Consider the following 24,631-nt stretch of genomic DNA (forward strand, 5'->3'; position numbering starts at 1 on the left):
GGGCGGTGCGCCGCTTTTTCAACGCGGCTTCGCTTCGGGCAGCGCAATCCATTCGGTCTCGCCGGGCACCTTGCCCATCTCCTGGCGCGTCCACGCCGCTTTCGCGCGTTCGATCGCGTCGCGGCTGCTCGCGACGAAATTCCACTCGATGAAGCGTTCGCCGTCCATCCGGTCGCCGCCGAGCAGCATCGCGCGCGCGCCGCTGCCGCTCGTCAGCGTGACGCTCGCGCCCGGCGCGAGCACGGCCATCCGTTCGGCCGGCACCGGCGCGCCGTCGATCGCGAGCTCGCCGTCGACCACGTAGACCGCGCGCTCCTCGTGCGACGCATCGAGTTCGAGCCGGCCGCCGGCCGCGAATTCGGCCGCGACGTACAGCGTGCGCGAGAACGTCGTCACGGGCGAGCGCAGCCCGAACGCGTCGCCGGCGATCACCGTCAGCGCCACGCCGTCTTCGTCGCGCTTGGGCAGCGTGTCGGCTGCGTGGTGCTCGAACGACGGCTCGGTCGTCTCGTGCGCTTTCGGCAGCGCGACCCAGGTCTGGATCCCGTGCACGGTGTGGCCGCTCGCGCGCTGCGCGTCGGGCGTGCGCTCCGAGTGGACGATCCCGCGGCCGGCCGTCATCCAGTTCACGTCGCCCGGCACGATTTCCTGCCGCGAGCCGAGGCTGTCGCGGTGCAGGATCGCGCCGTCGAACAGATAGGTGACCGTCGCGAGCCCGATGTGCGGATGCGGGCGCACGTCGAGCCCCGTGCCGGCCGGCAGCATGGCGGGCCCCATGTGATCGAAGAAGATGAACGGGCCGACGAGGCGTGCGGCGAGCGCGGGCAGTGTGCGGCGCACCTGCAGGTTGCCGATGTCGCGCACGTGCGGCTTCAGCAAGGCTTTGATCGAGTCGGTCATGGCGGGCCTCGTGGGGAACGGCTGGATTGCCGGTCATTGTACTGGCGGCACGGCGGCGCGCGTGACGGGCAGCGCGAAACGCGCGCGGCGCGATGCGGCCGCGGCGGGCACGCATCGTGCGGTGTCCACCGCGTCGCGCCAGCCGCTGCGCCCGCTGCCGATTCCATGCGCGCCGCGCGGGTATCCGGCGCGGCGGCGAAACCCGGTAGACTGACCGGCTTCACAACGACGATTCGACAATCGAGGAGACGCCGATGATGGCCCCGAAGGATCTGCTGCTCGCGCTGGTCGTGATTCTGGCGTGGGGCGTGAACTTCGTCGTGATCAAGGTCGGCCTGCACGGCATGCCGCCGATGCTGCTCGGCGCGCTGCGCTTCACGCTCGCGGCCGTGCCCGCGGTGTTCTTCGTGCGCCGGCCGCAGATTTCGTGGCGGCTGCTGGTGCTGTACGGCGCGACGATCCAGCTTGGCCAGTTCGTGTTCCTGTTCACCGGCATGTACGTCGGCATGCCGGCCGGCCTCGCGTCGCTCGTGCTGCAGTCGCAGGCGTTCTTCACGCTGGTGTTCGCGATGCTGTTCCTCGGCGAGCGGCTGCGCGTGCAGAACCTGATCGGGCTCGCGATCGCCGCGGGCGGCCTCGTCGTGATCGCCGCGCAGGGCGGCCGTGCGATGACGCTCGCGGGCTTCCTGCTGACGATCTGCTCGGCCGCGATGTGGGCCTTCGGCAATATCGTCACGAAGAAGGTCGGGAAGGCGAACCTCGTGTCGCTCGTCGTGTGGGCGAGCCTCGTGCCGCCCGTGCCGTTCTTCCTGCTGTCGCTGTGGTTCGAGGGGCCGCGGCGGATCGCGACCGCGCTCGCCGGGCTCGACGGCGCGTCGATCTTCGCGGTCGTCTATCTGGCGTTCGTCGCGACGCTGCTCGGCTACGGGCTGTGGAGCCGCCTGCTGTCGCGCTATCCGGCCGCGCAGGTCGCGCAGTTCTCGCTGCTGGTGCCGATCGTCGGGCTCGCGTCGTCGGCGCTGCTGCTCGACGAGCATCTGACGCAAGCGCAGCTGATCGGCGCCGCGCTCGTGATGGGCGGGCTCGCGGTGAACGTGTTCGGCGGGAAACTGCTGAGCCGCTTCGCGGCATCGTCGTGACGCGCCGGCACGCGCCGCGTGCCGGCGGCAGGGAACGGATGGCGCTCAGGCCATCCGGCTCTTCGCGAGCGGCGGATTCGCGGCGAAGTAGCGCTTGATGCCGCGGAAGATCGCGTCGGCCATCTCGTCGCGATAGCTGTCGTCGTTGAGCCGGCGCTCTTCGTCCGGGTTGCTGATGAACGCGGTCTCGACGAGGATCGACGGGATGTCGGGCGCCTTCAGCACCGCGAACCCGGCCTGCTCGACCGAGCCCTTGTGCAGCTTGTTGATGCCGCCCACTTCCTTCAGCACGTAGTTGCCGTAGCGCAGCGAATCGCGGATCTGCGCGGTCGTCGACATGTCGAACAGCGCGCGGCTGACTGCCGCGTCCTGGGTCTTGATGTTGATGCCGCCGATCAGGTCGGACGAGTTTTCCTTGTTCGCGAGCCAGCGCGCCGCGGCGCTCGACGCGCCGTGGTCGGACAGCGCGAACACCGACGAGCCGCGCGCGGACGGCGTCGTGAACGCGTCCGCGTGGATCGACACGAACAGATCCGCGCCGACGCGGCGCGCCTTCTGCACGCGCACGTTCAGCGGCACGAAGAAATCGGCGTCGCGCGTCATCATCGCGCGCATGTTCGGGGCGGCGTCGATCTTCGCGCGCAGCTTCTTCGCGATGTCGAGCGCGATGTGCTTCTCGTACGTGCCGTTGCCGCCGATCGCGCCCGGATCCTCGCCGCCGTGGCCCGGGTCGATCGCGACCGTCAGCAGGCGCACGGTGCCGCCCTTGCCCGATTTCGGTGCGGTGAACTTGTAGGTGTCGCCGTCGTCGTCGCTGTCGTCGCGGCGCGCGATGACGGGCGGCGGCTTGACGGCCGGCTTCGCGGGCGTCGACGGCGTGCCGGCGGCCGGCGGCGTGTGCGGCGCGGCCGGCGTGTTCTGCGCGAAACGCTGGAAGAATGCGTCGCTGTTGTCGCCCGCGGCGGGCGGCGGGGTGCCCGGGCCGGCCAGCGTGGAAGGCGGCTGCATCTGCTGCGCGCGCGCGGTGTCGTTGAGCGCCTGTTCCTTGCGTTCCGTCTGCGCGATCAGGTCGGACAGCGGATCGGGCGCGACGGCCGGGTACAGATCGAACACGAGCCGGTACTTGTACGTACCGACGGGCGGCAGCGTGAACACCTGCGGTTTCACCGAGCCTTTCAGGTCGAACACCATCCGCACGACGTGCGGCTGATACTGGCCGACGCGCACCGACTGGATCTGCGGATCGTTCGGCGCGATCTTCGAGACGAGGTCGCGCAGCGCCTGGTCGAGATCGAGGCCGCTCAGGTCGACGACGAGACGGTCGGGACCCTGCAGCAGTTGTTGGCTATTCTGCAGCGGCTGGTCGGATTCGATCGTGACGCGCGTGTAATCGCGTGCGGGCCACACGCGCACGCCGAGCACCGACGACGCGTGCGCGAGCCGCGGCGCGACGAGACCGAGCACCAGCGTCGACGCCCCCGCGCGCAGGATCTGACGGCGCCGCCAGTTGTGCGTCGCGGTGGCCGCCGATTCGATCGAGCGGAACGGTTTGATCAACATCTTTCGAGACATGCGTTTCCTGAAGCGCTGTACGCCCGGACGGTGAGGACGCGGCCGTCGCCGTCCACGTCGAGCGAGAAAACCAGATCGGGCACGCCGAGCAGGGCGCCCGCCTGTTGCGGCCATTCGACGAGGCAGATCGCGCTGGAATTGAAATACTCGCGAAAGCCTGCGTCCGACCATTCGGCCGGATCGTTGAATCGATACAGATCGAAGTGATAGACCTCGAGTTCCCCGTCGCTGCGTTCGAGCGCGTACGGCTCGACGAGCGTATAGGTCGGGCTGCGCACGCGCCCCTGGTGGCCGAGGCCGCGCAGGATCGCGCGCACGAGGGTCGTCTTGCCCGCGCCGAGATCGCCGACCAGCTGGATCTGCAGCCCGTCGAACGCGTGGGCGCGGTCGAGCGCGATGCGCGCGGCGTCGAGCGCGTGCGCGAAGCGGGTGCCGAAGGCCTCGGTTGCCGCGTCGTCGGCGAGCGCGATCACGCGCTCCGCGAGCGGGGCGGGCAGCATGGCGTGAGGCGGTTGGCTGGGCGTGGCTGGCATTCTCGTAAAATAGTGCGATGAACCGACTACCGGAACGCGCCGCATCCGACAGGCCTTCGACTCGTGCCGAAGGCGCGGCGCCGTGCGCGCTCGACGATGCGGCGTTGACTGCGCTCGCCGCTCGCATCAGGGCGTGGGGGCGCGAATTGGGTTTCGGGGCGATCGGCATCAGCGACACCGATCTCTCGGATGCCGAAGCAGGCCTCGCCGCCTGGCTGGAAGCCGGTTACCACGGCGAAATGGATTATATGGCGAAACATGGGATGAAACGCGCGCGGCCGGCCGAACTTGTGGCCGGTACGCGACGCGTGATCTCCGTGCGGCTCGCCTATTTACCGGCCCAAACGCTGGCTGACGACGAGCCCGGCGCGCTCGTGCCGCACGATTGGCGCGCGCGCGAACGCGCACGGCTCGACGATCCGCAGGCGGCGGTCGTGTCGATCTATGCGCGCGGCCGCGACTATCACAAGGTGCTGCGCAACCGGCTGCAGACGCTCGCGGAGCGCATCGAGCACGAGATCGGCGGGTTCGGCTATCGCGTGTTCACCGATTCGGCGCCCGTGCTCGAAGTCGAACTCGCGCAGAAGGCCGGGGTCGGCTGGCGCGGCAAGCACACGCTGCTGCTGCAGCGCGATGCCGGCTCGCTGTTCTTTCTCGGCGAGATCTACGTCGACCTGCCGCTGCCGACCGACGCGCGCACGTCGCCCGACACCGCGCCCGAGACGCCCGGCGCGCACTGCGGCAGTTGCACGCGCTGTATCGACGCGTGCCCGACCGGCGCGATCGTCGAGCCGTACCGCGTCGATGCGCGCCGCTGCATCTCGTACCTGACGATCGAACTGAAAGGCAGCATCCCCGAGCCGCTGCGGCCGCTGATCGGCAATCGCGTGTACGGCTGCGACGACTGCCAGCTCGTGTGTCCGTGGAACAAGTTCGCGCAGGCCGCGCCCGTCGCCGATTTCGACGTGCGGCACGGCCTCGACCGCGCGACGCTCGTCGAGCTGTTCGCGTGGGACGCGGGCACGTTCGATACGCGGATGCAGGGCAGCGCGATCCGGCGCATCGGCTACGAAAGCTGGCTGCGCAATCTCGCGGTCGGGCTCGGCAATGCGCTGCGCGCGGGCGCGGACCGGCTCTCGCCGGCGGCGCGCGACGCGATCGTCGCCGCGCTGCGCGCGCGGGCCGACGATCCGTCGCCGGTCGTGCGCGAGCATGTCGAATGGGCGCTGCGAGCCGCGTGAAGGCGGCGTAAAGTGTCGTCGGCGCGCGGGCAGGGCCGCGCGCATCCCCCGGTCAGGAGAAGGCAATGTTCAACGCAGTGATCGACGCGCCGTTCGGCAAGGTCGGCATCCGTACGGATGCCGCGGTGGTGCGCGAGATCGTCTATCTGCCCGAGTCGATGAAGGCGGTCGAACCGGATTCGGCGCTCGCGAAGCGCGCGGTCCAGCAGATCGAACGTTATTTCGAGCGCGCGTCCGCGCGCTTCGACCTGCCGCTCGCCGACGTCGGCAGCGCATTCCAGCATCGCGTGTGGGACGTGATCAGCGACATCCCGCCCGGGACGGTGCTGACCTACGGCCAGGTCGCGAAGCGGATCGGCAGCGCGCCGCGCGCGGTCGGCCAGGCGTGCGGCGCGAACTACTTCCCGCTCGTGATTCCGTGCCATCGCGTCGTCGCGGCGGGCGGCCTCGGCGGGTTCGCGAACCACGACGACAACGGCTATTACCAGCGAGTGAAGCGCTGGCTGCTCGCGCACGAGGGCGTGCCATACCGATGAGCGAACCGATGATTTCCCCCGCGGCCGACGACGATGCCGTCGCGGCATCGCCCGCGCTGCTCGCGAGCCGCGCGTCGATCGACGTGTTCTGCGATGCGCTGTGGCTCGAACACGGGCTCGCGCGCAACACGCTCGACGCGTACCGGCGCGATCTGGTGCTGTTTTCCCAGTGGCTGGCCGCGACGCACGACGCGCCGCTCGACGCGGCCGACGAGGCGATGGTGACGGGCTACATCGCCGCACGCAGCGACGGCAAGGCGACGTCGTCGAACCGGCGGCTGTCCGTATTTCGTCGCTATTACGGCTGGGCCGTGCGCGAGCATCGCGCGAGCGCCGACCCGACGCTGCGGATCACGTCCGCGAAACAGGGCGCGCGGTTCCCGTCGACGTTGTCCGAGGCGCAGGTCGAGGCGCTGCTCGGCGCGCCCGACATCGGCACGCCGCTCGGCCTGCGCGATCGCACGATGCTGGAGCTGATGTACGCGAGCGGGCTGCGCGTGAGCGAACTCGTGACGCTGAAGACGGTCGAGGTCGGCCTCAACGAAGGCGTCGTGCGGGTGATGGGCAAGGGCTCGAAGGAGCGGCTCGTGCCGTTCGGCGAAGTCGCGCACGGCTGGATCGAACGCTACCTGCGCGACGCGCGGCCGGCATTGCTCGGCGCGCGCGCGGCCGACGCGCTGTTCGTGACCGCGCGCGGCGACGGGATGACGCGCCAGCAGTTCTGGAACATCATCAAGCGTCACGCGCAGCAGGCCGACGTGCGCGCGCACCTGTCGCCGCACACGCTGCGGCACGCGTTCGCGACGCACCTGCTGAATCACGGCGCCGACCTGCGCGTCGTGCAATTGCTGCTCGGCCACAGCGACATCTCGACCACGCAGATCTATACGCACGTCGCGCGCGAGCGGCTGAAGACGCTGCATGCGGAGCACCACCCGCGCGGGTGACGCGCGGCGCGGGCTGCGACCCGAACCCGCGATGCGCGCGGCGGCTGCGTCAGACCAGCTCGCGCAGCCGGTGCTTGAGCACCTTGCCGGTCGATGCGGCCGGCAGCGCATCGAGCACGCGGATGTGCGCGGGGCGTTTGTAAGCCGTGAGCCGCTCCGCGCACCACGCATGCAATGCCGCCTCGTCCGCTGCCGCGCCCGGCACCAGCTCGACGAACGCGAGCACTTCCTCGTTGCCGTCGATCGCCCGGCCGATCACGGCCGCCTGCACGACGTCCGGATGCGCGTTCAGCACCTGCTCGACCTCGACCGGATACACGTTGAAGCCCGAGCGGATGATCAGCTCCTTGCTGCGGCCCACGATCGTCACCGCGCCGTCCGCGCCCTGCCGCGCGAGATCGCCGGTGCTCAGCCAGCCGTCCGGCGATACGGCCGCGCGCGTCGCGTCCGCGTTGCGGTAGTAGCCGAGCATCACGTTCGGCCCGCGCACGCGAATCTCGCCGACTTCGCCCGGCGGCACGTCGGTGCCGTCCGGCGCGACGATCCGCATGTCGACGCCCGGAATCGGTACGCCGACCGAGCTGTCCGTGCGCGGCGCGTCGAGCGGCGTCTGCGTGATCGTCGGGCTGCTTTCGGTCATCCCGTATCCGTTGTGCAGCGGCACGCCGTACAGGCGCTCGACGCGCGCCTTCAGATTCGCATCGAGCGGCGAGCCGCCCGAATACGCGAAGCGCAGCCGCGGCGCGCGCCAGGCATGGCCGTGCGTGTGCACGTGTTCGAGCAGCTTCGCGTGCATCGCCGGCACGCCCTGGAAGATCGTGACGCCTTCGTCGGCGAGCGCGATGCGCACGGCTTCCGGCGAGAAGCGCGGCGCGAGCCGCAGCGTCGCGCCTGCGTAGAGGCTGCCCAGGCACACCGACGCGAGCCCGTACACGTGCGACACGGGCAGCACCGTGTAGACGACGTCGTCGGGCGACACGCGGCGCAGCATGCTCGACGTCGCCGCGATGAACAGCAGGTTGCGGTGCGACAGCATCACGCCTTTCGGCGTACCGGTCGTGCCGGTCGTGTAGATCAGCGCCGCGCATTGCGCGGCGCCGTCGGCGGCCACCGGTTCGGCCGGCGCGCCCGCATCGACCCGATACGACCACGCACCGATGTCGACCGGCAGCGCACCGGCGGGCGTCGCCCCGAGCCGCCCGGCATGGGCGCGCGCATCGGCCGATGCGTCGCTCGTGAACGCGATCAGCTTCGGCCGCGCGTGCGCGGCGATCGCATCGAGCTCGGCGGCCGACAACCGCGCGTTCGACACCAGCGCCCAGGCGTCGATGCGCGCGGCCGCGAACAGCAGCACGATCTGCGCGACGCAGTTTTCCGCGACGATCATCACGCGGTCGCCGCCTTGCACGCCGAGGCCCGCCAGCCGTGCGGCCGCCGCGTCGACGGCCTGCGCCAGCTCGCCGTACGACAGCCGGCGCGCATCCTCGATCAGCGCCGGATGCGCGGGCGACCGCGCGGCCCGGTGCGCCGGCACGTCGGCAATCCGACGCGGCAGCGCGGCGAGCAGCGCATCGACGTCGAGCGATTCGGATGCACGGATGGGCGAGGACATGGCGTCTCCAGATGATGGGCCGGCGGCGGCCGACGATATTTGCGAACGATCGTGCCATGGCGGCGCGTGCGCGACAATCGGCCAATCGGACAATAGCGCTTCACGAAGTTCGCAACGATGATGGGCGCAATCGCGACGGCGGTGCGGCGGGCCGGCGGAAAACGGGCCGCGAGTATACCGTCGGCGCGGGCACGCCATTGCGCGCCCGCCGATCGTTCGCCATTAAAATGCCGCCATGAGCAAATCCAGACACGTGTCCGAAACCCCCGCGACCCAGCTGCTGCGCCGTCATGGCGTCGCATTCGGCGAGCATCCGTACGAATACGTCGAGCACGGCGGCACCGGCGAATCGGCGCGCCAGCTCGGCGTCGACGAGCACAGCGTCGTGAAGACGCTCGTAATGGAAGACGAACACGCGAAGCCGCTGATCGTGCTGATGCACGGCGACCGCACCGTGTCGACGAAGAATCTCGCGCGGCAGATCGGCGCGAAGCGCGTCGAGCCATGCAAGCCCGAGGTCGCGAACCGCCATTCGGGCTATCTCGTCGGCGGCACGTCGCCGTTCGGCACGCGCAAGACGATGCCCGTCTACGTCGAGGCGACGATCCTCGAATTGCCGACGATCTATCTGAACGGCGGCCGGCGCGGCTACCTCGTCAGCCTCGCGCCGGCGGTGCTCACGTCGCTGCTCGGCGCGCAGCCCGTGCAATGCGCGAGCGTCGACTGAGGGTTTCACCTTCGTGGCACCTCGCGCCCGTTCGGTAGAATGGGCGCCGTTTCGGCCTGTCGGCTTGCCGCGCACGGCCGTCCCTTTCCCGATACGTTGAAAGAAGAGTCCTCCGCATGCAGATCCTGCTCGCCGCCCTCGTTGCCTACCTGATCGGTTCGGTGTCGTTCGCCGTCGTCGTCAGTTCCGTGATGGGCCTGGCCGACCCGCGTTCGTACGGGTCGAAGAATCCCGGCGCGACCAACGTGCTGCGCAGCGGCAACAAGAAGGCCGCGATCCTGACGCTCGTCGGCGACGCGTTCAAGGGCTGGATCGCCGTCTGGCTCGCCCGTCGCTTCGGCCTGCCCGACGTCGCGATCGCGTGGGTCGCGATCGCCGTGTTCCTCGGCCACCTGTACCCGGTGTTCTTCCGCTTCCAGGGCGGCAAGGGCGTCGCGACCGCGGCCGGCGTGCTGCTCGCCGTGCATCCGGTGCTCGGGCTCGCGACCGCGCTGACCTGGCTGATCGTCGCATTCTTCTTCCGCTATTCGTCGCTCGCGGCGCTGGTGGCGGCCGTGTTCGCGCCGGTGTTCGACGTGTTCCTGTTCGGCATGCCGGGCCACAACCCGATCGCCTGGGCCGTGCTCGCGATGAGCGTGCTGCTCGTGTGGCGTCACCGCGGCAACATTTCGAAGCTGCTCGCGGGGCAGGAGAGCCGGATCGGCGACAAGAAGAAGGCGGCCGCGGACGGCGGCGCGCAGGACGGCGGGAAAGCCTGAGAACGCGCGGCGCGGGCCGTGCGCCGGGCGCGCCGCGTGTGCGGGCCCGGCCGGATGACGCGACGGGCCGGTGGCCGGTCAGTCGCGGAAGTTGTTGAAGTCGAGCGGCGTGTCGGTCACGTCCTTGCGCAGCATCGCGATCGTGCTCTGCAGGTCGTCGCGCTTCGCGCCCGAGATGCGCACCGCGTCGCCCTGGATGCTCGCCTGCACCTTGATCTTGCTGTCCTTCACGAGGCGCACGATCTTCTTCGCGAGGTCGCCCGTCACGCCTTTCTTCACGGTGACGATCTGCTTGACCTTGTCGCCGCCGATCTTCTCGACCTTGCCATAGTCGAGGAAGCGCACGTCGACGTTGCGCTTGGCCAGCTTGCCGATCAGCACGTCCTTGACCTGGCCGAGCTTGAAATCGTCGTCGGCGAACAGCGTCAGCTCACGTTCCTTCTGCTCGACGCGTGCGTCGGAGCCCTTGAAGTCGAAGCGCGTCGAGATTTCCTTGTTCGACTGCTCGATGGCGTTCTTCACTTCGATCATGTTCGCTTCGGAAACGACGTCGAACGATGGCATGGCATTCTCCCTTGAGATGCGGGCGCCCGGCTCGCGCGCGGGCACTCGCTATAATTGCGGACTGTTTGCCATTTTACCGATGCCCCTGCGTTTGCCCAAGGCCGGCCCTGCGCCGCCCGGGCCGACGTGACCGCGAATGCCGATGCCCCCTGACGATTCCGCCCTGTCGCTGCTTCCCGACCATCCGCTCGCCGCGCACAACACGTTCGGCATCGCCGCGCGCGCGCGCTTCGCCGCGCGCATCACGCAGCCGGCGCAGTTCGAGGCGCTGCATCGCGACCCGCGGCTCGCGAACCTGCCGCGGCTCGTGCTCGGCGGCGGCAGCAATATCGTGTTCACGCGCGATTTCGACGGCGTCGTGCTGCTCGACGAGATCGCGGGCCGCCGCGTCGTGCGCGAGGACGGCGATGCGTGGTACGTCGAGGCCGGCGGCGGCGAGAACTGGCACGCATTCGTCGCGTGGACGCTCGAGCACGGGATGCCGGGCCTCGAGAATCTCGCGCTGATCCCGGGTACCGTCGGCGCCGCGCCGATCCAGAACATCGGCGCATACGGCCTCGAGATGAAGGCGTATTTCGATTCGCTGGTCGCGGTCGAGCTGGCGACGGGGCGCCGCGAGCGTTTCGACGCCGCGCGCTGCGCGTTCGGTTACCGCGACAGCTTCTTCAAGCGGGACGGGCGCGGCCGGTTCGCGATCGTCGCGGTGACGTTCCGGCTGCCGAAGCAATGGACGCCGCGGCTCGGCTACGCGGACGTCACGCGCGAGCTCGACGCGCGCGGCATCGCGCCCGCCGCGGCGACGCCGCGCGACGTATTCGATGCGGTCGTCGCGATCCGCCGCGCGAAGTTGCCCGATCCGCTGGTGCTCGGCAATGCGGGCAGTTTCTTCAAGAATCCAGTGATTGGCGCCGCGCAGTTCGACGCGCTGCGCGCGCGCGTGCCCGACGTCGTGTCGTATCCGCAGCCGGACGGCCACGTGAAGCTCGCGGCCGGCTGGCTGATCGACCGCTGCGGCTGGAAGGGGCGCGCGCTCGGGGCGGCGGCCGTGCACGACCGCCAGGCGCTCGTGCTCGTCAATCGCGGCGGCGCGACGGGCGCCGACGTGCTCGCGCTGGCGCGGGCGATCCAGGCCGACGTGCGCGCGCGGTTCGGCGTCGAGCTGGAGGCGGAACCGGTCTGCCTGTAACGCAGCGCGCGCCGGTTTCGGCGCACCCAAACGAAAAGCGCCGATCGTCGACCGGCGCTTTTTTTACGCGTGTGCGCTGCCGCGCATCAGTGCTTCAGACGGCCGAGCAGCAGGAACTCCATCAGCGCCTTCTGCACGTGCAGGCGGTTTTCCGCTTCGTCCCACACGACGCTCTGCGGGCCGTCGATCACGCCGGCCGTCACTTCCTCGCCGCGATGCGCGGGCAGGCAGTGCATGAAGAGCGCATCCGGATTCGCATGGCCCATCATTTCCTCGTCGACGCACCAGTCGGCGAATGCCTGCTTGCGCGCTTCGTTCTCGGCCTCGAAACCCATGCTCGTCCAGACGTCGGTCGTCACGAGATCGGCGCCCTTGCACGCTTCGTTGGGATCGTCGAACACGTCGTAGAACGGCGCGCTGTCGGGCGACACGAGCTTCATGTCGAGCGCGTAGCCGGGCGGGGTGGACAGGCGCAGCTTGAAGCCGAGGATCTGCGCGGCTTCGATCCACGTGTAGAGCATGTTGTTCGCGTCGCCGACCCACGCGACGGTCTTGCCGGCGATCGGGCCGCGGTGCTCGTAGTACGTGAAGATGTCGGCGAGCACCTGGCACGGGTGGTATTCGTTCGTCAGGCCGTTGATCACCGGCACGCGGGAATTCTGCGCGAAGCGCGTGATCACGTCCTGCTCGAACGTGCGGATCATGATGATGTCGACCATCCGCGAGATGACCTGCGCGGAATCCTCGACGGGCTCGCCGCGGCCGAGCTGCGTGTCGCGCGTGCTCATGAACACGGCGTGGCCGCCGAGCTGGAAGATCCCGGCCTCGAACGACAGGCGCGTGCGGGTCGAGCTCTTCTCGAAGATCATCGCGAGCGTGCGGTCGTGCAGCGGGTGGTAGGTCTCGTAGTTCTTGAACTTGCGCTTCAGGATACCCGTGCGTTCGAGCACGTACTCGTAGTCTTCCAGCGAGAAATCCTTGAACTGCAGGTAGTGACGAATGGTTTTGGCGGTCATGAAACGAAATACGGCGGGTCTCACCCGGCAGCGAGGCCGGACGGCGCCGCCGTCGGGTGTGGATAACTCAAAGCAGCATAAAGGATTTTCCGTGCTTTGACGAGCCGCGACGCGACGCGGGGCAGCGTCGCCGCGCGTGGCCGGCGGCGCGGGTAGACGGGCGTCGGGACGACGCGCGATGGCGCGCTGCGGTATAATCCAAAAGTTTTCTCCAGCCCGGCAGGCAAGGCTTTTCGCGCTCTGCCGGACACAAGCCGTGCGCTGCACAAATCCGGTGCAGTCCACCGGCGGCGCACATCGACGCCCCGTTTTCGGGATATCGGAACGCTTGTGCCGCTTGCCACTCCAGCTTTGTGTTCGCGTATCCAGGCGCCGTTGCCTGGGCATCGCCGGGCCGTCACTTGGGTAACCACATGGCTGAAACCCCTCCGACCGAATTCTTCATCCAGGGCATCACGAAAGACGGGAAAAAGTTTCGCCCGAGCGACTGGTCGGAACGTCTGGCCGGTGTGATGGCCTGCTTCGGGCCGGGGGCGAGCGGGCCGAATGCGCGTCTCAAGTATTCGCTGTACGTGCGCCCGACGATGCTCGGCGACCTGAAATGCGTGATCCTCGATTCGCGGTTGCGCGACATCGAGCCGATGGCTTTCGATTTCGTGCTGAATTTCGCGAAGGACAACAACCTCGTCGTGACCGAGGCGTGCGAGCTGCCGGACTACGGCGCGAAGAAATGAGTGTGATGCCGGCGGGCGAGGGCGCGAGCTGCGCCAGCCCGGGCAAATCCTGCCGCCGCGCCCGATGCGCCGGCGGCAGGCAACAAAAAAGCCCGCCTAGGCGGGCTTTTTCGTGATCGCAGGAAACAGGAGCGCCCGCTCGCGCGGGCGCACCGGATTTACGCTGCTGCCTGCAGACCCTTGACGGCTGCGGCCAGGCGGCTCTTGCTGCGAGCGGCCTTGTTCTTGTGAACGATCTTCTTGTCGGCGATCGTGTCGATCGTCTTCACGGCAGCCTTGAACAGCTCGGCAGCCTTTGCCTGGTCGCCGGCTTCAACAGCCTTGCGGACCGACTTGATCGCGGTACGGAATTTCGAGCGCAGCGCCGAGTTGTGCGAGTTTGCCTTCGCGGCCTGGCGGGCGCGCTTGCGTGCTTGTGCGGAGTTAGCCATGACGGTTCCTTATCCTGTCCTGTTTCCAGAGCTTGGAGCCTGACGGCCAAGCGCTGCTTTTCGATCCGTCCCCTGAGAACGATTGCCCAGGGGCGCATAAAAAAACGGTGATTTTAACCGAGGCCGGGACATGAAAACGGCAGTTGCCGTGCATGTACGAGCCCAGAAACCGGCGATTATAGCAACAAAATCAAGCGAGTGGCAAGTTCGACGTAACGCTCGCCGGGCGGGGCGCGGGCGGCGGCCGTGCTTTTCGGCATCGGCGATGGCCGGGTCGCGCAACGTCCGTATAATAAGCGCCCCATGAATCTATTCCGAGCCCTGCTGACGGTCAGCGGCTTCACGCTGCTGTCGCGCGTGACCGGACTGGCCCGCGAGACGCTGATCGCCCGTGCGTTCGGCGCCAGTCAATACACCGACGCGTTCTACGTCGCCTTCCGTATTCCGAACCTGCTGCGCCGCCTGTCCGCCGAAGGCGCGTTCTCGCAGGCGTTCGTGCCGATCCTCGCCGAGTTCAAGAACCAGCAGGGGCACGATGCGACGAAGGCGCTCGTCGACGCGATGTCCACCGTGCTCGCGTGGGCGCTGGCCGTGCTGTCGGTCGTCGGCATCGCCGGTGCGTCGTGGGTCGTGTTCGCGGTCGCGTCCGGCCTGCACGGCGACGGCCAGGCGTTCCCGCTCGCGGTCACGATGACGCGGATCATGTTCCCGTACATCGTGTTCATTTCGCTGACGACGCTCGCGTCGGGCGTGCTGAACACGTACAAGAGCTTCTCGCTGCCCGCGTTCGCGCCGGTACTGCTCAACGTCGCGTTCATCGCCGCGGCCGTGTTCGTCGCGCCGCATCTGAAGGTGCCGGTCTACGCGCTGGCGTGGGCCGTCATCGTCGGCGGCGTGCTGCAGTTTCTCGTGCAGTTGCCGGGCCTGAAGAAGATCGACATGGTGCCGCTGATCGGCGTCAACCCGCTGCGCGCGCTGCGTCATCCGGGCGTGAAGCGCGTGCTGGCGAAGATGGTGCCCGCGACGTTCGCGGTGTCCGTCGCGCAATTGTCGCTGATCATCAACACCAACATCGCGTCGCGGCTCGGGCAGGGCGCGGTGTCGTGGATCAATTACGCCGACCGCCTGATGGAATTCCCGACCGCGCTGCTCGGCGTCGCGCTCGGCACGATCCTGCTGCCGAGCCTGTCGAAGGCGCACGTCGACGCCGATTCGCACGAATATTCGGCGCTGCTCGACTGGGGGCTGCGCGTCACGTTCCTGCTCGCGGCGCCGAGTGCGCTCGCGCTGTTCTTCTTCGCGACGCCGCTCACCGCGACGCTGTTCAACTACGGCAAGTTCGACGCGCATACCGTCACGATGGTCGCGCGCGCGCTCGCGACCTACGGAATCGGCCTCGTCGGCATCATCCTGATCAAGATCCTCGCGCCGGGCTTCTATGCGAAGCAGGACATCAAGACGCCCGTGAAGATCGCGGTCGGCGTGCTGATCGTCACACAGCTGTCGAACTACGTGTTCGTGCCGCTGATCGGCCACGCGGGCCTCACGCTGAGCATCGGCGTCGGCGCGTGCCTGAATTCGCTGCTGCTGTTCCTCGGGCTGCGCAAGCGCGGCATCTACCAGCCGTCGCCGGGCTGGCTGCGCTTCTTCGTGCAGCTCGTCGGCGCGGCGCTCGTGCTCGCGGGCCTGATGCACTGGTGCGCGATCAGTTTCGACTGGACCGGCATGCGCGCGCAGCCGCTCGATCGCATCGCGCTGATGGCTGCGTGCCTCGTGCTGTTTGCTGCACTATATTTCGGTATGTTGTGGGTGATGGGCTTCAAATACGCTTACTTCAGAAGGCGCGCCAAGTGACGACCGCAATGACCCGCGTCCTCGACTACTTCAGCACGCTCGTGGCGGACGACGACAGTCTGCCCGTCACGGAAGCCGCGCTGTCGCTGGCGCAGGACGCGTATCCCGACCTCGACCTGCAAGGCACGCTGGCCGAACTCGACATGCTGGCGGCGCGGCTGCGCCGGCGGCTCGCCGACGATGCGGACCTGAAGGGCCGCGTCGCCGCGCTGAACGACTTCTTCTTCCGCGAGCTCGGCTTCGCGTGCAATCACAACGATTACTACGACCCCGATAACAGCCACCTGAATGCCGTGCTGAAACGGCGGCGCGGGATTCCGATCTCGCTGTCGGTGCTGTACCTGGAACTCGCCGAGCAGATCGGCGTGCCGGCGCGCGGCGTGTCGTTTCCCGGCCATTTCCTGTTGCGTGTGACGCTTCCGGACGGCGACCTGATCATCGATCCGACCAACGGCCATTCGCTGTCCGAGGCCGAGATGGTCGAGATGCTCGAGCCGTACGTCGCGCGGGCGGCCGGCGCGGTCGACAGCGCGTTGCGCGCGCTGCTGCAGCCCGCGACGAGCCGCGAGATCATCGCGCGGATGCTGCGCAACCTGAAGACGATCTATCTGCAGACGGAACGCTGGCAGCGGTTGCTCGCGGTGCAGCAGCGGCTCGTGATCCTGCTGCCCGAGCAGCTCGACGAGGTGCGCGACCGCGGCTTCGCGTATGCGCGGCTCGACTACCTGCGTCCCGCGCTCGAGGATCTCGAGCAGTATCTCGGCGAGCGGCCGGAGGCGGAAGACGCGACCGTCGTCGAGTCGCAGGTCAGCGAATTGCGGCAGCGGATGCAGCGCGACGGCGAGGATTGAGCGACCACCGCGCCGGCGCCGGTACGCGACAATGACGCCCGCACCGCGGGCGTTTTTCTTGCGCGCGTGCATTGGCTTCGGCTGCATCCGGATCACACCGTCGACGCGAATCACTTCGCCGCCGAGCATCGGATTCGTGCGGTGGCGACACGCGCCCGGTCGCGCGAATCGCGCGCAGGCGAAAAAAAAGCCGCCCGGAACGGGCGGCCTGCCAGTGCGCGACGCGCGGCTTACTTCAGTGCGTCAAACGCGCGCTCGCGGATTTCGTCGACGGTGCCGAGACCCGAGATCTTGCGATACTGCGGCGCCTTCAGACCGTTTTCCTCGCCGCGCCGCGCCCAGTCGCCGTAGTACGTGATCAGCGGCTTGGTCTGCGCTTCGTACACTTCGAGACGCTTCTTGACCGTTTCTTCCTTGTCGTCGTCGCGCTGGATCAGCGGTTCGCCCGTCACGTCGTCGAGACCTTCGACCTTCGGCGGATTGAACTTGACGTGGTACGTGCGGCCCGATGCCGGGTGCGTGCGGCGGCCGCTCATGCGCTCGACGATTTCCGAGAACGGGACGTCGATCTCGAGCACGTAGTCGATCGCGACGCCGGCTTCCTTCATCGCGTCAGCCTGCGCGATCGTGCGCGGGAAACCGTCGAACAGATAGCCGTTCGCGCAGTCGGGTTCCATCAGGCGCTCCTTCACGAGGCCGATGATCAGCGCGTCCGGCACGAGCTTGCCGGCGTCCATGTAGCCCTTCGCCTCGACGCCGAGCGGCGTGCCGGCCTTCACGGCCGCGCGCAGCATGTCGCCCGTCGAGATTTGCGGGATGCCGAATTTTTCCTTGATGAAGTTTGCCTGGGTGCCCTTTCCCGCGCCGGGCGCGCCCAACAGGATCAAACGCATGGTGATATCTCCAAGTATGTAGATTCGTGTGGCGAGACACAAACGTGCCGGCGACAGTGGGCGCGGGACTTGCACGGCGCGTGGCGGACCGGTCTGATGCGGCGCGTCGGTTCGAGCGACGCGCGGCTGCCGGCGGCGCCACGGGCGGGTCAAGCGAGGACGCGCTGGTCGCGGACGGCTCGCACAATCGCCTGATTATGCCATGGGTTATTTTGAACCCGGCCGAAAAAGGGCCTGCACGCGCGCGAGATCGGCCGGCGTATCGATGCCGGCTTCGGGCGCGGATTCGGTGATCAGTACCGCGATGCGCTCGCCGTGCCACAGCGCGCGCAGCTGTTCGAGCTGCTCGGCCTGCTCGATCGGCGCCTGCGCGAGCGACGGATAGGTGCGCAGGAAACGCGCGCGATATGCATAGAGGCCGATGTGCCGGTAGACCGGGAAAGCCGGCGCTGGCATGGCCGCGACGTCGGGCCAGTGCGGCTGATATGCGTCGCGGCTCCACGGAATCGGCGCGCGCGAGAAGTACAGCGCGACACTCTGCGCGTCGAGCGCGACCTTCACGACGTTCGGGTTGAACACGTCGGCCGCGTCGTGGATCGGGTGGGCCGCGGTGGCGATCGCGCACGCCGGATGCGCGGCCAGGTGCGACGCTACGTCGCGGACCAGCGCGGGGTCGATCAGCGGTTCGTCGCCCTGCACGTTGACGACGACGGTGTCGTCGCGCCAGCCGAAAGCCGCCGCGACTTCCGCGAGCCGGTCGGTGCCGGACGGATGATCGGCGCGCGTGAGCACTGCTTCGAAGCCGTGATCGCGCGCCGCGTCGAGCACGCTCTGCGCGTCGGATGCGACGAGCACCTGCTGCGCGCCCGCTTCGCGCGCGCGCTCGGCGACACGCACGACCATCGGCTTACCGCCGAGATCGGCGAGCGGCTTGTTCGGGAGCCGCGTCGACGCGAGCCGGGCGGGAATGACGGCGATGAAGGGTTGCGGGTGAGTCATCGGGAAGCGTTGAAAAGGACGGGGCGGGCGACGCCGGAAGCCGGTCGCCCGGCGCAGTGCGGCGGCCCGGCCGGGGCCGGGCCGTCGGGTACGAATCGGTGCGCCGGGCGAGCGGCGCGGCGGCTCAGCGGCCGGCCGGGTCGACCGGCGTGCCTTCGACGGTCTGGCGCGCTTCGTCGACCAGCATCACGGGGATGCCGTCGCGGATCGGGTACGCGAGCTTGTCCGCGTTGCAGATCAGCTCCTGCGCGGCGCGGTCGTAGTGGAGCGGGCCTTTGCAGATAGGGCACACAATGATTTCAAGCAGGCGAGCGTCCACGGAGTTTCTCCACAACGAGGGCAATGAGGCGAGGGTCGAGCGCGGCTTCGACGGGGACCACCCACAGTCGGGCGTCGCGCCAGGAAGCGCCCAATTTTACTGCATCCTTCTCGGTGATCAGGATCGCATCGACGGCATCGTCGACGAACGGATTGTCGGCGAACGCGTAATGGTCGGGCAGCGCGCGGGTCGCCGGCGCGAGGCCGGCCGCGCGCAGCGTCGCGAAGAAGCGCTCCGGCGCGCCGATGCCGGCCGCGGCGAGCACGCGTTCGTTCGCGAACTGCGACAGCGGGCGGCGCAGCGCGGGCTGGTCGAGGTGCCACGCGGCGCCCGGCGTCAGCGCGAGCGCGTAGGTGTCGGGCCACGGCGGCAGCGCGCCGCTGTACGGATCGTTGACGAGCGTCGCGTCGCGGTGCCGCGACAGCGGCTCGCGCAGCGGCCCGGCCGGCAGCAGGAAGCCGTTGCCGCCGAGCCGGTGGTCGAACACGACGAGCTCGACGGTGCGCGCGAGGCGGTAGTGCTGCAGGCCGTCGTCGCTGACGATCACGTCGACGTCCGGGTGCGCGGCGCGCAGCGCCTGCGCGGCCGCGACGCGGTCGGGGCACACCCACACGGGCGCGCCGGTGCGGCGCGCGATCAGCAGCGGTTCGTCGCCGGCCGCGCCCGCGCGCGACGCCGGCGTGACGGCGGTCGGCGCCTTCACGGTCGCGCCATAGCCGCGCGACACGACGCCAGGCGTGAAGCCGGCCGCGCGCAGCGCGTCGACGAGCGCGATCACGGTCGGCGTCTTGCCGGTGCCGCCGACGGTCACGTTGCCGACCACGACGACCGGCACGCCGACGTCGATCGGCTGCTTCCAGCCTTGCGCGTAAGCAGTGCGCCGCAGCGCCGCGCACAGGCCGAACACGCATGCGAACGGCGTGAGCGCCCACGCGAGCGCGCCGCGCCGCTGCCATTCGCGTGTCAGGCGCGCTTCGAGCCGCGCGAGCGGACCGCCGGGCGCGCTCATCGGGCCGGGCGCGGCGCGTCGTGCGCCGCGGCGAGGGACGGATTCGTCAAGGCGGATTCTCCGTTGGGCGGCGCGTGCCGCAGGGCCGTGGAAGGCGGCACTCTAGCGCGCCGCACGCCGACGCGGCAAGCGCGACCGGCCGACCCGGCCGACGGGGCGGGATCGTGCCGGCCTGTGGATAACTCTGTGAAGAACTCCCCGGTCGATGGCCTCAAACGCCCGTCCGGCGGGCATCGAATCGGATGAGAATCATTCTGAAAGGTTTAAAAAATTATAAAAATCAAGGCGTTACGGAGAATCGTCTGGATTTTTTGGCGGTTTCCGCGCGTTTTACGCGGACGAATGTCAGCGTGTGGACACCTTCCACGCGTGGCGGCGAATACGGCGACGCTGGACGCCGCGCGCGTGTCGGACTATCGTGACGCCGCCAGCATTCATCCGACCGCCCATGCTTTCCGATTCTCCTTTTTCCGCACCCGGCGCCACGCGCGGCGGCGACGAAGTGATTCCCGTTTCGGCGCTCAACCGTGCGATTTCGACGATGCTCGAGCGTTCGTTTCCGCTGCTGTGGATTTCCGGCGAAGTGTCGAATTTCACGCGCGCCGCGAGCGGCCACTGGTATTTTTCGATCAAGGACCAGCAGGCGCAGATGCGCTGCGTGATGTTCCGCGGCCGCGCCCAATACGCGGAATTCACGCCGCGCGAAGGCGACCGCATCGAGGTGCGCGCGGTCGTCACGATGTACGAGCCGCGCGGCGAGGTGCAGCTCAACGTCGAAGCCGTGCGGCGCACCGGGCAGGGGCGCCTGTACGAGGCGTTCCTGCGGCTGAAGGCCCAGCTCGAAGGCGAGGGCCTGTTCGCCCCCGAGCGCAAGCGGCCGTTGCCGGCTCATCCGCGCGCGATCGGCATCGTCACGTCGCTGCAGGCCGCCGCGCTGCGCGACGTGCTGACCACGCTCGCCCGGCGCGCGCCGCACATTCCGGTGATCGTCTATCCGGCTCCCGTGCAGGGCGCCGGTTCCGCCGAAAAGCTCGTCGCGGCCGTCGCGACCGCGAACGCGCGGCGCGAGGTCGACGTGCTGCTGGTGTGCCGCGGCGGCGGCTCGATCGAGGATTTGTGGTCGTTCAACGACGAAGCGCTCGCGCGCGCGATCGCGGCGAGCGAGCTGCCGGTCGTGAGCGGCGTCGGGCACGAAACCGATTTCACGATCGCCGATTTCGCGGCCGACCTGCGCGCGCCGACGCCGACCGGCGCGGCCGAACTCGCGAGCCCGCAGCGGGCGCTGCTGCTGCGCGAGGTCGACGAGCGCCAGCGCGCGCTCGCGCGCGGCATGGCGCGCCGGCTCGAACAGCGCGCGCAGCAGCTCGACTGGCTCGCGCGCCGGCTCGTGAGCCCGGCCGAGCGGCTGCAGCGGCAGCGCACGCACGTCGAGCAGCTCGCGGTGCGGCTCGCGTCGGCGGCATCGCGGCCGGTGCGCGATGCGCGCGCGCGTTTCGCGCTCGTGCAACTACGCTGGCAGCGCGCGCGGCCCGACGCGTCACAGGCGCGCCACGCGCTCGCGGGGTTGTCGCAACGTCTCGCGGTCGCGCTGCAGCGTCGTCACGAACGCGACACTGCGCGTGTGTCGGCCTGTGCCGCACGGCTCGAGGTGCTGAGCCCGCAGCGTACGCTCGAGCGCGGCTATGCGGCGTTGATCGATGCGCAGACGGGCCGCGCGGTACGCGCGCCGAGCGCGCTGAAGCCGCAGCGGCGCCTGACCGTGCATCTCGCCGAAGGCGCGGCCGACGTGTCGCTCGCCGACGTGCAGCCGCGGCTGACCGATACGATCTGACGCAAGCGTCGCGCGCGAGGCGCGAGGATCATCGCAACGCATGCCGCGCGGCCGGGCACGAATGCTGCGCATCGTCCGGTTCGCCCTGCCGGACGTTGCGCCAGCATCGCTTTTCCGCATACCGCGGATAAATGGCCCGTGAGTTTGCGGGGTTATTCGTCCTCGCCTACAATCGGACGCTCGGCAGCATCCAACACAGCCTCCCTACATACTCAACGAAGGAATCGCCATGGCTCATACGCTCCCGCCGCTCCCGTACGCTGAAGACGCACTCGCGCCGACCATCTCGAAAGAGACGATCGAGTACCACTACGGCAAGCACCACCAGGCTTATGTGACGAACCTGAACAATCTGATCCCGGGCACGGAATTCGAAAACCTGCCGCTGGAAGAGATCATCAAGAAGTCGTCGGGCGGCATCTTCAACAACGCCGCGCAAATCTGGAACCACACGTTCTTCTGGAACAGCCTGTCGCCGAACGGCGGCGGCGCACCGTCGGGCGCGCTGGGCGACGCGATCAACGCGAAGTGGGGTTCGTACGACGCATTCAAGGAAGCGTTCACGAAGGCCGCGGTCGGCACGTTCGGTTCGGGCTGGGCATGGCTCGTGAAGAAGGCCGACGGTTCGCTCGACATCGTGTCGACCAGCAACGCCGCCACGCCGCTGACGACCGCCGACAAGCCGCTGCTGACGATCGACGTGTGGGAACACGCGTACTACATCGACTACCGCAACGCGCGTCCGAAGTTCGTCGAAGCGTTCTGGAACATCGTGAACTGGGACTTCGCAGCGAAGAACTTCGCGTAAGTCCGGCGCCTGCGCGCCGTCACGGCGCGCGGCATCGAACAAGGCCCTCGGAGCCCTCGGTTTCGAGGGCTTTTTGTTTTGTCCCGCCCCGAACGTGTCGCGCCGGCCGGCTCAGCCGGCCATGCCGAGCAGCCAGCCGAGCGCCGCGCTCGCGATCACGACGGCCCAGGGCGGCACGCGCCAGAACACCAGCGCGACGAACGCGACCAGCGCGGCGGCCAGGTCGCGCGGCGCGACGATCGTGTCGGTCCAGACCGGGTGATAGAGCGCGGCGAGCAGCAGCCCGACGACGGCCGCGTTCACGCCGGCGAGCGCTGCCTGCATGCGCGCGCTGCGGCGCAGGCGTTCCCAGAACGGCGCGGTGCCGGCGATGAGCAGGAACGACGGCGCGAAGATCGACACGAGTGCGATCGTGCCGCCGAGCCAGCCATTCGGCGCGTCGCGCAGCGACGCACCGAGAAATGCCGAGAACGTGAACAGCGGCCCCGGCACGGCCTGCGCGACGCCATACCCGGCGAGAAACGCCGAATCGCCGACCCAGCCCGGCGCGACCACGGCCGCCTGCAGCAGCGGCAGCACCACATGGCCGCCGCCGAACACGAGCGCGCCCGTGCGGAAGAACGCATCGACGACGGCCAGCGTATCGGAGCGCAGCGCGCGGGCCGCGAACGGCAGTGCGGCGAGCAGCGCCGCGAACAGTGCGAGCCACAGCACGCCTGCGCGCGGCGACACGTGCAGCGGCAACGGTTCGTGCGCATCGCGTGCCGGCTGCGGCAGCAGCGCGAGACCGGCGGCCGCGGCCACCGCGATCACCGCGACCTGCGTCCACGCGGCCGGCGCGAGCAGCGCCACGCACGCGGCCGCGGCCATCAGCGTGACGCGCCGGGCATCGGGGCACAGCGTGCGCGCCATGCCCCACACGGCTTGCGCGATCACCGCGACCGAGACGATGCGCAGCCCGTGCAGCGCGCCGGCTTCGATCGGCGCGCCTGTCGCGTGAACGCCGAGCGCGAACAGCATCATCAGCAGCGCCGACGGCAGCGTGAAGCCGAGCCACGCGGCGAACATGCCGGCATAGCCGGCACGCGCGAGACCGATCGCCATCCCGACCTGGCTGCTCGCCGGCCCGGGCAGGAACTGGCACAGCCCGACGAGATCGGCATAGGTGCGCTCGGTGAGCCAGCCGCGCCGCGTGACGAATTCCGCGCGAAAGTAGCCGAGATGCGCGACCGGCCCGCCGAACGACGTGAGGCCTAGCCGCACGAACGCGATGAATACGGGCCACGGATGACGGGCGGGGGCGGGGACGGTCGACGTGTTCAAGGCGATGCGCGCGGTGGACGGAAACGAGCCGCCACGATAGCGCAACTCGGCCGCCGCGGGCAGCGCGTCGCGGCCGATACAGGCTGATAGGGGCCGATAGAGGCCGTGGCGCGCCGTTCAGTACGCGCCGTCGCCGAGCCCGCTCGCGCGGCGCAACGCGTCGACGTCCACGAGTTCGATCTCGCCGACGTGCAGTCGCACGACGCCATCGGCCTGCAGCGCCTTCAGCAACTGGTTGGTCGTCTGCCGCGTCAGCGACAGCATCGACGCGAGCATTTCCTGCGACAGCCGGATGTGCGTGCGCCCGGCGCTGATGCCGCCGTAGCCTTCGGCGATCATCAGCAGCCGCGCGGCAAGCCGCTGCGCGGCCGGCATCACGCTTATCGATTCGACCGTCAGGAAGCTCAGGCGCAGCTTTTGCGCCATCAGCAGCGCGAACTGCCGCCAGTATTGCGGCGTCGTATCGAGGATCGCGAGCAGCGCGGCCTGCGGTACGTGCAGCAGCAGCGTGTCGTCGAGCGCGATGGCGTCGTGCGTACGCGGACGGCCGTCGAACAACGCGATCTCGCCGAACCAGGTGACGGGCTCCGCCACCGTCAGCAGCGCTTCCTTGCCCTGCGGATCGACCGCGCCTATCGTGAGTGAACCGGCCAGCACCGCGTACAGCCCGCACGGCGGGTCGCCGCGCCGGAACAGCGCCTGGCCGGACGGCAGATGGCGCGGCGTCGCGCGGGCGATCAGCTCCGCGCGCAGCGCGGGCGGCAGCGCGGCGAACCACGGGTTCGCTTCGATCTGCGGCAGGTACGGGGCGAGCGAGGAAGGCATGGGCGCGCGATGTCGGGTAGCTG

At 69.0% G+C, this 24,631-nt stretch carries 26 protein-coding genes; 13 read left to right on the forward strand and 13 right to left on the reverse strand.

Going from position 1 to position 24,631, the window contains the following annotated elements; translation table 11 throughout:
• Positions 1-18: 18 nt before the first annotated feature.
• Positions 19-900: a pirin family protein gene (locus QZM15_RS29225; protein WP_059578417.1), complete on the reverse strand. Its 882-nt coding sequence runs from the start codon at positions 898-900 to the stop codon at positions 19-21.
• On the opposite strand from QZM15_RS29225, the gene QZM15_RS29230 reads away from it, so the two are divergent.
• Both QZM15_RS29230 and QZM15_RS29235 read left to right on the forward strand, forming a co-directional pair.
• Complete coding sequence (locus QZM15_RS29230) at positions 899-1,114, forward strand: hypothetical protein (RefSeq protein WP_302107775.1); 216 nt, start codon at positions 899-901, stop codon at positions 1,112-1,114. The genes QZM15_RS29225 and QZM15_RS29230 overlap by 2 nt on opposite strands.
• A gap of 43 nt (positions 1,115-1,157) precedes the next feature.
• Positions 1,158-2,039: an EamA family transporter gene (locus tag QZM15_RS29235; RefSeq protein WP_179231749.1), complete on the forward strand. Its 882-nt coding sequence runs from the start codon at positions 1,158-1,160 to the stop codon at positions 2,037-2,039.
• Positions 2,040-2,084: 45 nt separating this feature from the next.
• On the opposite strand, the gene QZM15_RS29240 is transcribed toward QZM15_RS29235, so the two are convergent.
• Positions 2,085-3,611 carry an N-acetylmuramoyl-L-alanine amidase gene (locus tag QZM15_RS29240; RefSeq protein WP_060012038.1) on the reverse strand — a complete coding sequence of 509 codons (1,527 nt, stop codon included), beginning with the start codon at positions 3,609-3,611 and terminating at the stop codon, positions 2,085-2,087.
• Entirely contained in the window at positions 3,593-4,144 is a 552-nt protein-coding gene (gene tsaE, locus QZM15_RS29245) for a tRNA (adenosine(37)-N6)-threonylcarbamoyltransferase complex ATPase subunit type 1 TsaE (protein WP_124863902.1), read from the reverse strand. Before tsaE ends, QZM15_RS29240 begins: the two co-directional genes overlap by 19 nt.
• 17 nt (positions 4,145-4,161) lie before the next feature.
• Between tsaE and queG the strand changes: the two genes are divergently transcribed.
• The 3 genes from queG (at position 4,162) to xerD (ending at position 6,868) form a co-directional block, all read left to right on the forward strand.
• On the forward strand, positions 4,162-5,385 hold the full coding sequence (gene queG / locus QZM15_RS29250) for a tRNA epoxyqueuosine(34) reductase QueG (protein ID WP_226234200.1): 1,224 nt from the start codon (positions 4,162-4,164) through the stop codon (positions 5,383-5,385).
• 65 nt (positions 5,386-5,450) lie between these two features.
• Positions 5,451-5,921 (forward strand): methylated-DNA--[protein]-cysteine S-methyltransferase, encoded by a 471-nt coding sequence (locus QZM15_RS29255; protein WP_059578402.1) that lies wholly within the window; start codon positions 5,451-5,453, stop codon positions 5,919-5,921.
• Positions 5,918-6,868, forward strand: coding sequence for a site-specific tyrosine recombinase XerD (gene xerD / locus QZM15_RS29260; protein ID WP_059644840.1), 951 nt, complete (start codon positions 5,918-5,920; stop codon positions 6,866-6,868). The genes QZM15_RS29255 and xerD overlap by 4 nt, the downstream gene beginning before the upstream one ends.
• Positions 6,869-6,917: 49 nt before the next feature.
• Here xerD and QZM15_RS29265 read toward each other — a convergent pair whose 3' ends face one another.
• Positions 6,918-8,480 carry a class I adenylate-forming enzyme family protein gene (locus QZM15_RS29265; protein ID WP_124863906.1) on the reverse strand — a complete coding sequence of 521 codons (1,563 nt, stop codon included), beginning with the start codon at positions 8,478-8,480 and terminating at the stop codon, positions 6,918-6,920.
• A 235-nt stretch (positions 8,481-8,715) separates the two neighbouring features.
• Between QZM15_RS29265 and ybaK the strand changes: the two genes are divergently transcribed.
• Both ybaK and plsY read left to right on the forward strand, forming a co-directional pair.
• Positions 8,716-9,207, forward strand: coding sequence for a Cys-tRNA(Pro) deacylase (ybaK, locus tag QZM15_RS29270; RefSeq protein WP_012329097.1), 492 nt, complete (start codon positions 8,716-8,718; stop codon positions 9,205-9,207).
• A gap of 116 nt (positions 9,208-9,323) precedes the next feature.
• Complete coding sequence (gene plsY / locus QZM15_RS29275) at positions 9,324-9,965, forward strand: glycerol-3-phosphate 1-O-acyltransferase PlsY (RefSeq protein ID WP_059644845.1); 642 nt, start codon at positions 9,324-9,326, stop codon at positions 9,963-9,965.
• Between the two features lie 78 nt (positions 9,966-10,043).
• Here the strand turns inward: plsY and QZM15_RS29280 are convergent, their stop codons facing one another.
• Positions 10,044-10,529: a YajQ family cyclic di-GMP-binding protein gene (locus QZM15_RS29280; RefSeq protein WP_034208219.1), complete on the reverse strand. Its 486-nt coding sequence runs from the start codon at positions 10,527-10,529 to the stop codon at positions 10,044-10,046.
• Between the two features lie 136 nt (positions 10,530-10,665).
• On the opposite strand from QZM15_RS29280, the gene murB reads away from it, so the two are divergent.
• The gene (gene murB, locus QZM15_RS29285; protein WP_302107776.1) at positions 10,666-11,715 is read left to right on the forward strand and encodes a UDP-N-acetylmuramate dehydrogenase; all 1,050 of its coding nucleotides are present in this window, start codon (positions 10,666-10,668) and stop codon (positions 11,713-11,715) included.
• Positions 11,716-11,801: 86 nt separating this feature from the next.
• On the opposite strand, the gene argF is transcribed toward murB, so the two are convergent.
• Entirely contained in the window at positions 11,802-12,731 is a 930-nt protein-coding gene (argF, locus tag QZM15_RS29290) for an ornithine carbamoyltransferase (protein ID WP_089465085.1), read from the reverse strand.
• 413 nt (positions 12,732-13,144) lie between these two features.
• Between argF and QZM15_RS29295 the strand changes: the two genes are divergently transcribed.
• Positions 13,145-13,465: a DUF3579 domain-containing protein gene (locus QZM15_RS29295; RefSeq protein WP_034178852.1), complete on the forward strand. Its 321-nt coding sequence runs from the start codon at positions 13,145-13,147 to the stop codon at positions 13,463-13,465.
• A 158-nt stretch (positions 13,466-13,623) separates the two neighbouring features.
• Here the strand turns inward: QZM15_RS29295 and rpsT are convergent, their stop codons facing one another.
• Positions 13,624-13,896: a 30S ribosomal protein S20 gene (gene rpsT, locus QZM15_RS29300; protein ID WP_006482211.1), complete on the reverse strand. Its 273-nt coding sequence runs from the start codon at positions 13,894-13,896 to the stop codon at positions 13,624-13,626.
• Between the two features lie 246 nt (positions 13,897-14,142).
• On the opposite strand from rpsT, the gene murJ reads away from it, so the two are divergent.
• Positions 14,143-15,750 (forward strand): murein biosynthesis integral membrane protein MurJ, encoded by a 1,608-nt coding sequence (gene murJ, locus QZM15_RS29305; RefSeq protein WP_306427096.1) that lies wholly within the window; start codon positions 14,143-14,145, stop codon positions 15,748-15,750.
• A gap of 8 nt (positions 15,751-15,758) precedes the next feature.
• The gene (locus QZM15_RS29310; protein WP_060313760.1) at positions 15,759-16,601 is read left to right on the forward strand and encodes a SirB1 family protein; all 843 of its coding nucleotides are present in this window, start codon (positions 15,759-15,761) and stop codon (positions 16,599-16,601) included.
• A gap of 230 nt (positions 16,602-16,831) precedes the next feature.
• On the opposite strand, the gene adk is transcribed toward QZM15_RS29310, so the two are convergent.
• The 4 genes from adk to lpxK form a co-directional block, all read right to left on the reverse strand.
• The gene (adk, locus tag QZM15_RS29315; RefSeq protein WP_059644851.1) at positions 16,832-17,494 is read right to left on the reverse strand and encodes an adenylate kinase; all 663 of its coding nucleotides are present in this window, start codon (positions 17,492-17,494) and stop codon (positions 16,832-16,834) included.
• Between the two features lie 207 nt (positions 17,495-17,701).
• Complete coding sequence (kdsB, locus tag QZM15_RS29320) at positions 17,702-18,493, reverse strand: 3-deoxy-manno-octulosonate cytidylyltransferase (RefSeq protein WP_059578383.1); 792 nt, start codon at positions 18,491-18,493, stop codon at positions 17,702-17,704.
• Positions 18,494-18,617: 124 nt separating this feature from the next.
• Positions 18,618-18,812 (reverse strand): Trm112 family protein, encoded by a 195-nt coding sequence (locus tag QZM15_RS29325; protein WP_006482216.1) that lies wholly within the window; start codon positions 18,810-18,812, stop codon positions 18,618-18,620.
• Positions 18,793-19,821: a tetraacyldisaccharide 4'-kinase gene (gene lpxK, locus QZM15_RS29330; RefSeq protein ID WP_059644854.1), complete on the reverse strand. Its 1,029-nt coding sequence runs from the start codon at positions 19,819-19,821 to the stop codon at positions 18,793-18,795. Before lpxK ends, QZM15_RS29325 begins: the two co-directional genes overlap by 20 nt.
• Positions 19,822-20,269: 448 nt before the next feature.
• Between lpxK and xseA the strand changes: the two genes are divergently transcribed.
• Both xseA and sodB read left to right on the forward strand, forming a co-directional pair.
• Entirely contained in the window at positions 20,270-21,652 is a 1,383-nt protein-coding gene (gene xseA, locus QZM15_RS29335; protein ID WP_302107777.1) for an exodeoxyribonuclease VII large subunit, read from the forward strand.
• A gap of 229 nt (positions 21,653-21,881) precedes the next feature.
• Entirely contained in the window at positions 21,882-22,460 is a 579-nt protein-coding gene (gene sodB / locus QZM15_RS29340) for a superoxide dismutase [Fe] (RefSeq protein WP_059578375.1), read from the forward strand.
• A gap of 111 nt (positions 22,461-22,571) precedes the next feature.
• On the opposite strand, the gene chrA is transcribed toward sodB, so the two are convergent.
• Positions 22,572-23,783: a chromate efflux transporter gene (gene chrA, locus QZM15_RS29345; protein WP_060966977.1), complete on the reverse strand. Its 1,212-nt coding sequence runs from the start codon at positions 23,781-23,783 to the stop codon at positions 22,572-22,574.
• Between the two features lie 117 nt (positions 23,784-23,900).
• The gene (locus QZM15_RS29350) at positions 23,901-24,608 is read right to left on the reverse strand and encodes a Crp/Fnr family transcriptional regulator (protein ID WP_059644863.1); all 708 of its coding nucleotides are present in this window, start codon (positions 24,606-24,608) and stop codon (positions 23,901-23,903) included.
• Positions 24,609-24,631 lie beyond the last annotated feature (23 nt).

This window comes from Burkholderia sp. AU44665 (assembly GCF_030504405.1).
GTDB lineage: Bacteria > Pseudomonadota > Gammaproteobacteria > Burkholderiales > Burkholderiaceae > Burkholderia > Burkholderia semiarida.